This is a genomic window from Corynebacterium guangdongense, assembly GCF_030408915.1.
Lineage (GTDB): Bacteria > Actinomycetota > Actinomycetes > Mycobacteriales > Mycobacteriaceae > Corynebacterium > Corynebacterium guangdongense.
This window is the reverse complement of sequence record NZ_CP047654.1, coordinates 1,736,013-1,750,495: the sequence shown is the minus strand read 5'-3', so window position 1 is coordinate 1,750,495 and position 14,483 is coordinate 1,736,013. Positions and strand designations below refer to the sequence as shown.

Below are 14,483 nucleotides of genomic sequence, written 5' to 3'. Positions count from 1 at the left end.
ACCCGAAGTTTCTGATACCGTCAGTTGCATGAACAAGGTTGACGCCGCCAACGAGGTCAAGGACGGCCGCTCCCGGCGCTGGGATGAACACCGGCGTACCCGGAGGGAGGAACTGTCCGCGGCTGCCCTGCGCGCCATCCGGGTCAAAGGCCCGAATGTCGGCATGGAGGAGATCGCCGAGGCGGCGGGCACGTCCAAAACCGTGTATTACCGGCACTTCCGGGACCGGGCGGGCCTGTGGTCGGCGGTGGTGGACCGCACCGTGGAGTTCATTTACAGCCACATCCCCCTCGGGAACCTCAACGACGTTCCGCTCCTGGCGCTCATGAACGAATTAGCCGACTCCTACCTCACCCTGGTGGAGCAGGATCCGGAGATCTATGAGTTCGTCACCTCCGGGCCGGGGCAGCCGGGCACCGCCGCCACGGAATTCTCCGAACCGCTGGTGGGGCTCACCGCCCGGATCGGTTCCGAGCTATCCGAGCACCTGGCCCGCCGCGGGCTGGGGGAGCAGTCGGACATCTGGGCCCAGGCCATGGTCGGCGCGATCTGGGCCGCGGCCGACCACTGGGTCGCCACCGGTCGCGCGGCCCCCAAGGACGACGTCGTCGTACAGCTGCACAACCTGTTCAGACCCGGTCTCGAGCACAGCATGAGCCAGCACAGCATGAGCGAGCACAGCACCCACCCGCCACTGGTCACCGGCCAGGCAAAGGAGAATCCCATGACCAGCACAATCACCACCCCGACATCCGCCGTTTCGCCGCTCGGCGCCCAGCTGCGCGCCGCCCTCGACGGCAATTTCCACGAGTTCAAGGAGCGTCTGCGTCAGGCGCTGCCCCCCGAGGTCGTCGTCCGCCCGCACGACCAGTCGATGGCCGAGGCCCGCGAGTGGACCCTCGCCAGCCTCAGGGAGCTGGGGCCGAGCGGGTACAACCGGGTGGGCATGCCGGTGGAGCTGGGCGGCACCCACGACCAGGCGCACTCCGTCGCCGCCTTCGAGGTGCTCGCCACGGGTGACCTCTCGCTGACGATCAAGGCCGGCGTGCAGAGCGGTCTCTTCGGCGGCGCCATCCTCAACCTCGGTAACGAGGAACAGCGGGCCGCCTGGCTGCCGGCGGTGATGAGCATGGAGCTGCTCGGCTGCTACGGGATGACCGAGCTGGGCCGCGGCTCCGACGTGCAGAGCCTCGAAACCACCATCACCTACCTGCCGGAGTCGAAGGAATTCGAGGTCCACACGCCGAATGAGAGCGCGACCAAGGCCTACATCGGCAACGCCGCCCAGCACGGCGAGATGGCGGCCGTCTTCGGCCAGCTCATCGTCGACGGTGAGAACCACGGCGTCCACTGCATCATCGTCCCCATTCGGGACGGGCAGGGCAGTCCGCTGCCGGGCGTGACCCTGCGCGATCACGGGCTCAAGGGGGGCCTGCTCGGCGTCGACAACGGCATGATGGCCTTCGATCACGTCCGCGTACCGCGCACCCACCTGCTCAACCGCTACGGCGACGTCAGCGAAGAGGGCGTCTACTCCTCGCCCATCGAACGCCGCGGCGAGCGCTTCTCCACGATGCTCAGCACCCTGGTGCGCGGCCGCATCTCCGTCGGCGGAGCGGCCGCCTCAGCCGCCCGCCGCGGCCTGGTCATCGCGGTTCGCCACGCCATGAACCGGGAGCAGTTCAAGAAGCCGACCAACGAACCGGTCACCATCATCGAGTACCAGACCCACCAGAAGAAGCTCATCCCGGAGATCGCCCGTGCCTACGCCTTCGGCTTCGCCCAGAATGAACTGATCACGCAATACCAGGCGAGAATCGCCGCCCAGGATTCCGCTGAGGCCGAGGGTGACATGGTCAGGGAGCTGGAGACCCGGGCCGCCGGCATGAAGGTGCTCCAGACCAGGTGGGCCAACGACACCCTCCAGGTGTGTCGGGAAGCCTGCGGCGGCTATGGCTACATGGCGGAGAACGGCCTGACCACGCTGCGCCAGGACGCCGACGTCTTCGCCACTTTCGAGGGCGACAACACCGTGCTTCAGCTGCTGGTGGCGCGCTCCCTGCTGGCTCAGTTCAAGGCGAACTGGAGCAACCTCAACCTGCTCGACGCGGCGCGCAAGTCCTCGGCGTTGGTCGGCAACCGTATTCTGGAGCGCACCACGGGCAAGGCCACCATCGACCGGCTGGTCTCCATCGCTTCCGCCAAGCGTGGCGCGGCCAAGCTTCGCGCCCGCGGTTGGCACGTCGAAATGCTCGAGTACCGGGAGCGGCGCATCAGCGAGTCTCTCGGCATGCGGATGCGTGACGTGCTGAAACTGGAGAAGGAGGAACAGTTCGACGGGCTCAACGGATGCCAGATCCACATGGTTCACGCCGCCGACGCGCACATGGAGCGCACCGTGCTCGAAGCGTTCATCGAAGGCATCAGCGCCATCGAGGAGGGCCCGGCGCGTGAGCTGCTGATCAAACTCTGTGACCTCTACGCGCTGGCGACCATCGAGAAGCACGCTGTGTGGTACCTCGAGCGCGCCGTCATCGACGGCAGCCGTTCCCACGACGTCAGCCTCGCCGTCGAGAAGCTCTCCGCGGAGCTCGTCGACGACCTGCCCGCCATTCTTGAGGGCCTCGGGGTCAACGAGAGCTTCCTGAACTCGGCGCTGGTCCGGCGCCCGGCATAGGCCCGGGGCCACCGGTCGCGCGGCCGCTTCCCACCCGGAAGCGGCCGCCTTACTGTGTCCGGCCTGAGGGAAATCATCCCCAGGTGTGGTTGCGCTCAGGGTCCGCACCCGCCACCTGACAGACGCTCAGATTCAAACCCGTGTAGTTTTTCTGCCATGCAGGCATTCGAAACATTTCTGGCCGACGGTCTCAACGACTGGCTCTGGAAGATCATCCCGTTCCTCCTCATCGGGGCGGGCGTCTACTTCGGGGTCCGAACGGTGGTCGTCCAGCTGCGCTACATTCCCGACATGTTCCACGCCGTGTCGGAAAAGCCTGCCGGCGGAGACCACATCTCCGCCTTCAAGGCCTTCTCCATCTCCGCGGCCTCCCGGGTGGGCACCGGCAACGTCGCCGGCGTGGCGCTGGCCATCTCCATCGGCGGCCCGGGCGCGGTGTTCTGGATGTGGATGATCGCGCTGCTCGGCGGGGCGACGGCGTTCATCGAGTCCACGCTCGCCCAGCTGTGGAAGACCAGGGAGAGTGAGGGCAGCGACGCCTACCGCGGCGGCCCGGCCTACTACATGACCCGCGGTCTGGGCTGGCGGAAGCTGGCGGTCGTCTTCGCGCTCGCCATTTCGGTCACCTACGGCCTGGTCTACAACGCCATCCAGACCAACTCCATCGTCGAGTCCGTCGGGACCTCCCTCAACGCGGACTCCCTCGAGTTCAAGGCCGGCGTCGGCGTCATCCTCGCGGTGATCACCGCCGGCATCATCTTCGGCGGGCTCCAGCGCATCGCCAGCGTCACCCAGATCATCGTCCCGTTCATGGCCGGCGCCTACATCATCGTCGGTGTCATCGTCGTCGTGCTCAACCTCGGCGAGGTCCCCCGCATGATCTCCGACATCTTCACCCACGCGCTCGGCCTGCGCGAGGTCGCCGGCGCCACCGTCGGAGCCGCCTTCATGCACGGCATGCGCCGGGGCCTGTTCTCCAACGAGGCCGGCGAGGGTTCCGCGCCGAACGCGGCCGCGACCGCCACCGTGTCGCACCCGGTCAAACAGGGGCTGGTGCAGACCCTCGGCGTCTTCTTCGACACCTGGCTGGTCTGCAGCATCACCGCCTTCATCGTCCTGCTCGGCCCGCAGCCGATCTACGGCGAGGAGATCGCCGGCGCCTCGCTGACCCAGACCGCGTTATCCGACTCCGTCGGAGCGTGGGGAACCCACTTCATCACCTTCATCCTTTTCTTCCTGGCCTTGAGCTCGATCATCGGCAACTACTACCTGGCCCAGACCAACATCCAGTACCTGACCGGCTCGACGGGCTGGCTGACCGCATTCCGCGTTCTCGTCGTCGTGTTCGTGTTCGGCGGCGCCATCGGCTCGCTCACACTGGTCTGGAACCTCGGGGACACCTTCGCCGGCGTCATGGTCATGATCAACCTCGTCGCCGTCATCCCGCTCGGTGGGGTCGCCATCAAACTCCTGCGCAACTACGCGCAGCAGAAACGGCTGGGCTACGACCCGGTGTTCCACCGGGACATGCTCCCGGAGATCGAGAACGTCGAGGTCTGGGACGGCTCGGACGCCCTCACCGCCGACGCCGTCGAACGCGTGCGCGTGCTTCGCGACGCCACCTTCCACCACGTGCCGGCGGAAGACAGCGCCGACGAGATCACCCGCTGACAAGGTCGCGTCGGCGGGTAGGATGGGCACCACCCTCGAGAAAGATCGGTGACCATGAACCTCGTCTGGACAGCCCTCGGTCTCATCGCCCTCGGCACCCTCTTCGTGTTCGTCCTCGACGCCGTTGACCTCGGCGTGGAGAAGCTCGTGCGCCGGATCAAGCCGCGGCGCACACACCAGCACTACCCGGGCGGGCCGTACCTGCAGACGCAGACGGTCAGCCCCTATTCTTTCTGACATGAGCAGCATTCGAGCCACCGCATTAGTCAGTGGCCGGGTCCAGGGCGTGGGTTTCCGCGCCTGGGTCGGCCGCGTCGCCGAACCGCTCGGCCTGAGCGGGCACGCGAAAAACCTTCCCGACGGGCGCGTCGAAGTGGTCGCGGAGGGGGAACGGGCGGGCGTCGAGAAGCTGCTCCGGCTTCTCGGGGAGGAACCCACCGGTACCCGGCGGCCGGGACGCGTGTCCGAGGTGGCCGTCGAGTACGGCGACGCCCGCGGGGAGGCCGGGTTCCGGCGCCTCTGACGCGCACTAGCATGGGAGGGCAACGGCATTGACGATCGATGGGAACCTCATGGCCGACGCGCCCTACCTGCTGTACCTCCACGGCATCAACACCCCCGACCATGAGAAGGCGTGGACCGACACCCTCAATGAGGCGCTGCCTCAGGTCGGCTACCCGGATCTGACGGGCATCCGGGTGCTGGCGCCCCGCTACGGCAGCCTCCTGCGGGGAGAGAGCGACGGCGAGGGGGCCGAACTGCCCGCCCGGACCGTGCCGAAACTGGCCAAGGCCGAAGCCCGGCAGGCGCGACGGGAATTCAAGTACCGCACCGCCGCCCTCGAACAGCTGGCCGGACGGCACACTGCGGGGAAGGCGGCGCTGTGGGCCACCCTGGCGGACAACGTGGCGCTGGCGACGCCCTATTTCCAGGAAGCCAGGACCTACCTCAACGACACCGGAGTCCGTGCCCGCGTCCTCTCCGAGATCCTCGAAGCGCTGCCCGAGTCCGGACGCATCGTCATCGTGGCGCACAGCCTCGGCTCCGTCATCGCGGCCGACCTGCTGCTCAGGCTGCCGCCGGCGCTGCACGTCGCCGGGCTGGTGACCTTTGGCAGTCCGTTGGCCAGCACCCGGTTCGATGTGTCGGATCTGCGCAAGAGCCTGCGCCAGCCCCCAGCGAACCTGGGGTGGTGGGTGAACTTCTGGAGCGCCAGCGACCCGGTGACCTCGATGCGCGGGGTCTCTTCCGTCTTCCCTTGGCTGCTGGACCTGCGGGTGGAGACCCTGGCCCGGCCCGCTGCCGCGCATTCCTCCGCGGCGTACCTCGGCAGCCCTGCCGTGGCGGTGTCGATCGGGTTCGGGTTGTTCGGCTCCCAGTCGACACAGGTGGTCAAGGCGAGCAGCGCGGTGGAGGTCGCCCCCGAATTTCACCAGGTCGTCGCGCTGCTCGGGCTGCGTTACGCGCACCTGATCGGCAACAAACTCGAGGAAGACGAGAGGAAACGCTATTTCGGCGCCCTCCGGCAGGTCCAGGCGACGACGATCGACCTGCTCAAGGATCAGGCGGCCAAGCAGAGGACCGGACTGCCGGAAATGGTGGCCCGACTGGACGTCGACCTCAGCGACACCGCTCACCCAGTGCCGGCGCCCCTGCCCGTGCCGCCCATCGAGGCGGACGACGCCGCGCTGCTGCTCGTCCAGCTGGCCGGTTACAACCTTCTCGACCCCTTCGAGATCGACGTCGACGACGACGTGCGGCGCGAAGCCATGGAGGATCTCACCCAGGAGCTGAACCTCGGGCCCCGCTTCGGCGCCGGGGTCTTCGATTCCCTGGAACGGGCGGGCAGGGCGCTGCCGGGAAGCAGCCGACGCAACTGGCTGAAGTGGGGCGCCATCGGCGGTGGCGTCATGGTGCTGGGCCTGGCCACGGGCGGTCTGGCCTTCGCGCCGGCCGCGGGAGTGTCCGGCGCCGCGATGATCACCAGCGCCCTCGCCGCCTTCGGCCCGGGCGGCATGATCGGCGGGCTGGTCACCGCCGGCAGCCTGGTCTCGGTGGGAGCGGGAAGCGTGGCCGTCGGCGTCATGAGCGCCTCGACGACACCCGAGTCCGTCGAGGCGCTGGTCAAGTCGCAGCTGGCGGTCGTCATGCTCCGTGAGGAGCACCGTCTCGACCAGGAACCGACGGTCTGGCTCCAGCTGACGGAGATGGAGCGCCGCCTGACCCGGGAAATCCAGCGCGTCGAGGAGTTCTCGGATCCCGGCTCGCCGTACCTTCTGGGGCTGGGTAAGAAGCTCCAATCCGTGAGGGCGGCGCTCGACTACATGCTCGACCACGGACTGATCCCCTGGGAGACGGCGCCGGAGACCGCCGCCGAGGCGGCGCAGAGCGCCCTGTGGCGACGGACCCTGACGCGCCGTCGAACACGCGCGGCTGACTAGCCCGCAGGGGTCTGTCGGGCTTCGGGTGTCGTCGGGCGAGGCGCTAAACTGCCGAGCGTGCATCTGAAGTCGCTGACCCTGCGGGGATTCAAGTCCTTCGCGTCTGCGACGACCCTGAAATTCGAGCCCGGCATCTGCGCCGTGGTCGGCCCCAACGGCTCCGGCAAGTCGAACATCGTCGACGCGCTGCGCTGGGTGATGGGGGATCAGGGTGCGAAGAATCTGCGCGGCGGCAAGATGGAGGACGTCATCTTCGCCGGCGGCGGCGACCGCAAGCCGCTGGGTCGCGCCGAGGTGACGCTGACCATCGACAACCGCGACGGCAAGCTGCCCATCGAGTACCGCGAGGTGTCCGTCACCCGCCGCATGTTCCGCGACGGCGCCAGCGAGTACGAGATCAACGGCGCCAAGGCCCGCCTGATGGACATTCAGGAGCTGCTCAGCGACTCCGGCATCGGCCGCGAAATGCACATCATCGTCGGGCAGAACAAACTCGGCGAGATCCTCGACTCCCGCCCGGAGGAGCGCCGCGCCTACATCGAGGAGGCCGCCGGCGTGCTCAAGCACCGCCGCCGCAAGGAAAAGGCGCAGCGCAAGCTCATCGGCATGCAGGCCAACCTCGACCGCCTCCAAGATCTCACCGATGAGCTGGGCAAGCAGCTCAAGCCCCTGGCCCGGCAGGCGGAGGCCGCCAGGCGCGCGGCCACGGTCCAGGCCACGCTGCGCGAGAGTCGCATGGCCCTGGCCGGTGATGAGGTCACGCGACTGCGCAGGACGCTGGCCGACGCTGCCCGCGCCGCCGACCTCCTCGCCGACCAGGTCGCCGAGATCACCGCGCAACTGGAGGAACACGCGCAAGTCCAGCAGGAGCTCGAGACCCTGCTCGAGGAGACCGCGCCGCAGGCCGAGGCTGCGCAGCAGCTGTGGTTCCGCCTCTCGACGCTGGCTGAACGCGTCTCCGCCACCACCCGCATCGCAGCCGAACGCGCCGCAAACGTCGGGGAGGCGACCGCCTACACCGGCCCCGATCCTGAGGAACTCGAACGACGAGCGCAGCTGGCGGACGAGGAACACGAGGAACTGCTCATGCTCGCCGAGGAGGCCGCCGAGCGGCTGGAGACCATCCGGGAGGAGGTCATTGACCGCCGAACGGCCTTCGATGCGGCGGAGGCGGAGCACATGGCGCAGGTGCGCGCCATCGCCGACCGCCGCGAAGGCGTGGTCCGCCTGCTGGCCCAACAGGAGTCGTTGAGCGCGCGGATCACCGGCGCTGAGGAGGAGATCCACCGGCTGTCCGAGGGCCTGCGGGAGACGCTGGAGCGCACCCGCGACGCCGAGCGCCAGGCCCGCGAGGTGGCCGAGGCGATCGCCGCCCGGGAGAAGGAGCGCGCCCCGCTGGACGAGGCGCACGTCCGCGCCGTCACCGAAGCCTCCGCCGCCGAGAAGCGCCTGGATCAGTTGAGGGAGCAGCAGCGGGAGCGCGAACGGGCGGTGTACTCGCTGCAGGCCCGGATCGACACCCTCGGTGAATCCGCGCCCACGGCGAGCGTGGAGCTGGGGGAGTCCTGGATCCCGCTGGCTGGCCTGGTCCGTGCCCGTGACGGCTGGGAGGGCGCCCTGGCGGCGGCCCTCGGCGGCCACGCCGAGGCCGTGGCCGGCGCGGTGGCCCCCGGCGTCGTCGAGTCGCTGGCCGACGCCGCCCGCACGGTCCTCGTCGACGCCTCCGGCGGCGGTTCTGACTGGCGCCTCGACGCCGACCTGCCCGCCGGGGTGAGCTGGCTACTCGACCACGTCAGCGTCGATGGCAGCGTCGCTCTCCCCGTGACCCGACTGCTCGCCGACGTTGTCGTCGCGGAGGACTTCGCCCACGCCCGCGCGGCGGTCTCCGCCGATCCCCGGGTTCGCGCCGTCACCCGTGCCGGCCTCGTCGTCGGTGAGGGCTGGGTGGAGGTCGGTACGGGCGCCACCACGTCGGTTGAAGTCAGCGCGCAGATCGAGGAGGCGCGGGAGCAGCTCGAATCGGCGGCGGCCGAACTCAGCGAACTCTCCGGCACCCTGGAGGGCGCCAAGCAGGCCGCCGAGGACGCCCGGGTCGCCTCTGCGTCGGCGACCTCACGGTTGCGCGAGCACGACTCCGCGGTCGAGAACCTCCGCCGCGAACATCAGCGTCTGCAGAAGCAGCACGAAGCCAACAGGAACGAGCACGTCCGAGCCGCCGAGCGCGCCACCCAGGCGGAGGGCCGTGCGGCGGCACTGCGCGACGAGCTCGCCGAGATCCGCGACCGGCTCTCCCGCGTCGAGGACGAGGGTTCCGCCGACGAGGTCTCGACAGAGGAACGCGACGCCACCGCCGAAGCGCTCACCCAGATCCGGGCCATGGAGATGGAGGCCACTCTCGCCATGCGCCAAGCCACGGACCGGGCGGCACAGTCGGCGGGCCGGGGGGACGGGCTGCGTCGTCAAGCCGCCCACGAGCGGGAGGCCAAGAACCGTCACGAGCAGGCCATGCTGCGCCGTCGGCTGGCGGGGGAGCTGGCCTCGAACGTCGAGAAACACGCGCGGGACATGGCCGCGCGGGTCGCGGACGCCCTCGAGCGCGCCACCGCCGAACGCGACGAGGTCACCGCCCGAAAGACGCAGATCGCCTCGCAGTTGGCGCAGGCGAAGGACCGCGTAAACGCCACCCGCCAGCAGCTGGGCCGACTGACCGACAACGCCCACGCTTCCGAGATCGCCCGCTCTCAGGCGCAGGTGCGCATCGACGAGGCTGAGGCGAAGATCGTCGAACAGCTCGGGGTCCCCATCGCCGACCTGCTCGAGGGTTACAGCCCGGGCCCGGGATTCGACCGAGCCACCGTGGAGGCCGACCTCAGGCAGGCAGAGAAGGACCTGCGCTCCCTGGGCAAGGTCAACCCCCTGGCGCTGGAGGAGTTCAAGGCGCTCGAGGAACGCTACTCCTTCCTGTCGACCCAGCTCGACGACGTCATCCAGGCACGCGCCGACCTCACGGGTGTGATCGAGGATGTCGATAAGCAGATCCTGCAGCTGTTCACCGACGCCTGGCTCGACGTCGAACGCGAATTCCCCAAGGTCTTCGACACCCTTTTCCCGGGTGGCGAGGGCCGACTGATCCTCACCGATCCCGACGACATGCTCGCCACCGGCATCGAGGTCGAGGCACGCCCGCCCGGCAAGAAGGTCAAGCGCCTCTCCCTGCTGTCCGGCGGCGAGAAGTCCCTGACGGCCCTGGCGATGCTCGTGGCCATCTTCCGCGCCCGACCGAGCCCGTTCTACATCATGGACGAGGTCGAGGCCGCGCTTGACGACGTCAACCTCCGCCGACTCATCGCCCTGTTCGAGGAAATGCGTCACGATTCCCAGCTCATCGTCATCACCCACCAGAAACCGACGATGGACATCGCCAACGTGCTCTACGGCGTGACCATGCGCGGCGACGGCGTCACCCGAGTCATTTCCCAGCGCATGAGCCGCGCCGGGGACGCACCGTTGTCCACCGGGACCGACCAGTCGGAGCGGCCGGTCACCGTGGCGGTGGACGCGATCGACCTTCACCAGCCGCAAAAGGGTGACACGGGTTAACCGATGACGGTGTAGGCCTGCCGGTGAGCTGGGATTGAGGATGAGACTTCCCCAGGTTAATGGCAGACTAGTGCCCATGACCTCAACTCTTATCTGGATCATTCTCGCGATCGTCGTCATCCTCATCCTTCTGGGGATCGTCATCGTCGTTGCGGGCAAGAAGCGCAAGGAATCGAAGACGGTCTCCTTCGAGAAGAAGGAGGAGCCGAAGGAGCTCACCCAGCAGGAGAAGTCCGGCAACTACCAGGCCGTCGGCGGATTCAACTTCGCCCCGGCCGCCTCCGCGGATGAGTCCAAGGAGCAGGAACCGGTTCGCGTCGATAAGCCGATCGAGCAGGAGACGCCGCGTGCGGCGGCAGTGACGCCGGTTGAGGACAAGGCTGCTGCCGACAAGGCTGCCGCGCATAAGGCGGCGGCGGATAAGGCGGCTGCCGACAAGGCTGCCGCGCATAAGGCGGCGGCGGACAAGGCGGCGGCGCAGAAGGCGGCGGCGGACAAGGCGGCGGCGGACAAGGCGGCGGCGCAGAAGGCGGCGGCGCAGAAGGCTGCTGCCGACAAGGCGGCTGCGGACAAGGCAGCGGCCGACAAGGCAGCGGCGGACAAGGCTGCTGCCGACAAGGCGGCCGCTGATAAGGCGGCGGCGCAGAAGGCGGCGGCGGACAAGGCTGCTGCGGAGAAGAAGGCAAACGCAGCTGAGGAAGCCGCAGCCGACAAAGCTGAGGACGAGATTCCGGTGACCGGCAACGTCAAGGTGGTGGAGGAGACCACCCCGGAGCGGGTCGAGGACGAGTCGGCCGAAGAGGCGTCGGAAAGCGATCGTCTCAGCGGTGCGGGCGCGGCGGTGGCTGGCGGTGCGGGTGCAGCGGCAGTGGCTGGTGCGGTGGCGGCTTCCGGCAAGGGTGATGAGACGGGGGAGCCGCGTCCAAGTGAGGACGCGGAGATCGAGGTTTCCGAGCAGGCCCACGAGATCGCTGGGTCGGTCAATGAGGGGGAGTCTGCCCAGGAGGACCCGATCTTCGAGGAGCTCGCCGAGGAGGCTCCGATCGAGGCAGAGAAGCTGGCGGAAGCTACCGAGCCGGAGGACCTCGAGGTCGTCGCCGAAGCCGAGGAGGCCGCAGGCATTGCCGCAGTAACCGCCGACGTTGTCGAGGAGGCGCGCGAGCAAACCGAGGTTCCGGCCGATGGGCCGGTGCCGTCGCCGGAGCCGACCGCGCCGCTGGATGAGATCGAGCCGGTCTCCGGCCGTATGGGCCGTCTGCGCGGGAAGCTCTCCCGCTCCCAGAGCGCCATCGGCCAGGGGCTGCTGGGTATCCTAACTGCGGGCGATCTCGACGAGGACGCCTGGGAGGAGATCGAGGACACGCTGATCATGGCGGACCTCGGCGCCGAGCTGACGATGAAGGTCACCGACAGTCTGCGCGACAAGATCGCGGAGCGGGGCGTGTCCTCGGAGGCGGAGGCGCGGGCGATGCTGCGGGAGACACTCATCGAAGCCGGTCGGCCGGAACTGGACCGCTCGATCAAGGCACTGCCCCACAACGGCAAGCCCGCCGTGATTCTCGTCGTCGGCGTCAATGGCACCGGAAAGACCACTACCACTGGCAAGCTGGCTCGCGTGCTGGTGGCGATGGGGTCCAAGGTCGTTCTCGGTGCGGCGGACACCTTCCGTGCGGCCGCCGCGGATCAGCTCGAGACCTGGGGTCGCCGCGTCGGGGCGACGACTGTGCGGGGCAAGGAGGGCGCCGACCCGGCCTCCGTCGCCTTCGACGCGGTCGCTCGAGGCGTCGAGGAGCAGGCCGACGTGGTCATCGTCGACACCGCTGGCCGCCTGCACACCGCCACCGGTCTGATGGATCAGCTGGGCAAGGTCAAGCGCGTGGTGGAGAAGAAGTCCACGGTGGACGAGGTGCTGCTGGTCCTGGACGCCACGGTCGGTCAGAACGGACTGACCCAGGCTCGCGTGTTCCGGGACGTCGTCGACATCACCGGTGTCGTCCTGACCAAGCTGGACGGCACCGCCAAGGGCGGCATTGTCTTCCAGGTTCAGGAAGAGCTCGGCGTCCCGGTCAAGCTTGTTGGCCTGGGCGAGGGCGCCGATCACCTGGCCCCGTTCGAGGTGGAGGGGTTCGTCGACGCGCTGCTCGGCTAGGCCGGTGACGGTGCCGCCATTCCCGCTTCGGCGGGGTGGCGGCACCGTCATTTTCCGAGGAGGCCAAAGCAGCAGAGGACACACAGGAAACTTTCTACCTATCGACCTATCGAAACAGGAAAAGGAAGAGTAGTGTTTCTCGCATCGGCAAACCTGTCGAACTATAGGTTCCATCCTGAAGTGGAGGCCCGAATGTCCCCTGATGCAACGATGGCCGCCTCCGGCAACGCCGCGTGGCTCCTCATATCCGCGGCCCTGGTGCTCCTGATGACGCCGGCGCTCGCGCTGTTCTATGGAGGTATGACCTCCCGCAAAGCGACCCTCAACATGATGCTGATGTCCTTCGGCGCCCTCGGCGTCGTCTCGGTCGTCTACGTCCTCTGGGGTTGGTCGATGTCCTACGGCTCGCAGTCCGTCGCGGGCATCTTCTCCAACCCCTTCGAATTCTTCGGTCTCCGGAACTCGCTTGTCGACGCCGACGGTCGCTACATCGAGGGCGCGTCTGGTTACGCCAACGTCATCGACGTCGCCTTCCAGATGACCTTCGCGATCATCTCCACCGCGATCATCTCCGGCGCCCTGGCCGAGCGTGTGAAGTTCAACACCTGGCTGGTCTTCTCGGGCGTGTGGGTCACGCTCGTCTACTTCCCGCTGGCCCACATGGTGTGGGGCGGGGGAATTCTCAGCCACGCCGAATTCTCCATCTCCTCCTGGATGTTCGGCGTCACCGACGGCGAGGCGACGATTGTTCCCATCGACTTCGCCGGCGGCACAGTCGTCCACATCTCCGCGGCGACCGCCGCGCTGGTGCTCGCCCTGATGGTCGGGCGGCGTCGGGCCTTCCCCACGGGCATCGCCAAGCCTTCCAACCTGCCCGCCGTCATGCTCGGCGCCGGTCTGCTGCTGTTCGGCTGGTTCGGTTTCAACGGCGGCTCCGCCTTCGCCGCCGACGGCCTCGCCGGGCTGGCCTGGCTCAACACCCTGGTTTCGGCCGCGGCCGCGATGCTCGGGTGGCTGCTCTACGAACGCCTGCGGCACGGTGGTGCGACTTCCCTGGGTGGGGCCTCCGGCATCATCGCCGGTCTGGTGGCGATCACCCCGGCGGCCGGCGCCGTCAGCCCGCTCGGCGCGATCTTCCTCGGTTTCTGCGGGGGAGTCCTCGCCGCCTGGGGGGCGGGGCTGAAGTACCGCTTCGGTTTCGACGACTCCCTCGACGTCGTCGGCGTCCACCTGGTCGCCGGCCTGTGGGGCACCGTCGGTCTGGCGCTGGTGGCCGCCGACACCGGCCTCCTCACCGGGGGCGGCCTCGACGGGCTCAGGCTGCTCGTCATCCAGACCGTCATCGCACTCGTGGCCATGGTCTTCTCCGGTGTGATCACCGCATTGATTGCGCTGGTCCTGGGCCGGACGATGGGCTGGCGCGTCGGCAAGCTCGCGGAATCCGAGGGCATCGACCTGCACGTTCACCGGGAAGGCGCCTACGACCTGGCCGGCCCAGTCACCCGGCACGTCATCCCGCGTTCGCTGCCGGTCACCGAACCCGAGGGTGAGGTCCGCTTGTCGACGCCACTTCCCACCGCAATCCCCAAGATGGAGCAACGATGAAACTCATTACCGCAGTGGTCAAACCCTTCGCGCTCGGTGAAATTCACGCCAACCTGCACCGGTTGGGAATCACCGGCATGACCGCCACCGAGGTTCTCGGATACGGGCGCCAGCGCGGCCGCACCGAGGTGTACCGCGGTGCCGAGGTCGCCACCGAATTCGTCGACAAGGTCAAGATCGAGGTCCTCAGTACCGACGGTGACGTCGACGCGATCTGCGCCGCGGTCATCGCCGCGGCCCGCACGGGCGGGGTGGGTGACGGCAAGCTCTGGGTCACCGACCTGGAGCGCGTGGTCCGGGTCCGCACCGGCGAGACCGGCGACGAGGCGATCTGACCCCC

At 68.3% G+C, this 14,483-nt stretch carries 9 protein-coding genes; all 9 read left to right on the top strand.

Going from position 1 to position 14,483, the window contains the following annotated elements; all coding sequences use genetic code 11:
* Positions 1-28: 28 nt before the first annotated feature.
* A complete protein-coding gene (locus tag CGUA_RS08290) occupies positions 29-2,677 on the top strand; it encodes an acyl-CoA dehydrogenase family protein (protein ID WP_290194612.1) in 2,649 nt (882 codons plus the stop codon).
* Between the two features lie 156 nt (positions 2,678-2,833).
* Positions 2,834-4,348 (top strand): alanine/glycine:cation symporter family protein, encoded by a 1,515-nt coding sequence (locus CGUA_RS08285; protein ID WP_290194610.1) that lies wholly within the window; start codon positions 2,834-2,836, stop codon positions 4,346-4,348.
* A gap of 54 nt (positions 4,349-4,402) precedes the next feature.
* Positions 4,403-4,585, top strand: coding sequence for a hypothetical protein (locus CGUA_RS08280; protein WP_290194608.1), 183 nt, complete (start codon positions 4,403-4,405; stop codon positions 4,583-4,585).
* Position 4,586: 1 nt separating this feature from the next.
* Complete coding sequence (locus CGUA_RS08275; RefSeq protein WP_290194606.1) at positions 4,587-4,871, top strand: acylphosphatase; 285 nt, start codon at positions 4,587-4,589, stop codon at positions 4,869-4,871.
* A gap of 28 nt (positions 4,872-4,899) precedes the next feature.
* On the top strand, positions 4,900-6,789 hold the full coding sequence (locus tag CGUA_RS08270) for an alpha/beta hydrolase family protein (RefSeq protein WP_290194605.1): 1,890 nt from the start codon (positions 4,900-4,902) through the stop codon (positions 6,787-6,789).
* Positions 6,790-6,846: 57 nt separating this feature from the next.
* Positions 6,847-10,389 (top strand): chromosome segregation protein SMC, encoded by a 3,543-nt coding sequence (gene smc / locus CGUA_RS08265; RefSeq protein ID WP_290194603.1) that lies wholly within the window; start codon positions 6,847-6,849, stop codon positions 10,387-10,389.
* 76 nt (positions 10,390-10,465) lie between these two features.
* Positions 10,466-12,538, top strand: a complete 2,073-nt coding sequence (gene ftsY / locus CGUA_RS08260) for a signal recognition particle-docking protein FtsY (protein ID WP_290194600.1) — start codon at positions 10,466-10,468, stop codon at positions 12,536-12,538.
* Between the two features lie 192 nt (positions 12,539-12,730).
* Positions 12,731-14,143 carry an ammonium transporter gene (locus CGUA_RS08255; protein ID WP_290194598.1) on the top strand — a complete coding sequence of 471 codons (1,413 nt, stop codon included), beginning with the start codon at positions 12,731-12,733 and terminating at the stop codon, positions 14,141-14,143.
* Entirely contained in the window at positions 14,140-14,478 is a 339-nt protein-coding gene (locus CGUA_RS08250; protein ID WP_290194596.1) for a P-II family nitrogen regulator, read from the top strand. The genes CGUA_RS08255 and CGUA_RS08250 overlap by 4 nt, the downstream gene beginning before the upstream one ends.
* Positions 14,479-14,483 lie beyond the last annotated feature (5 nt).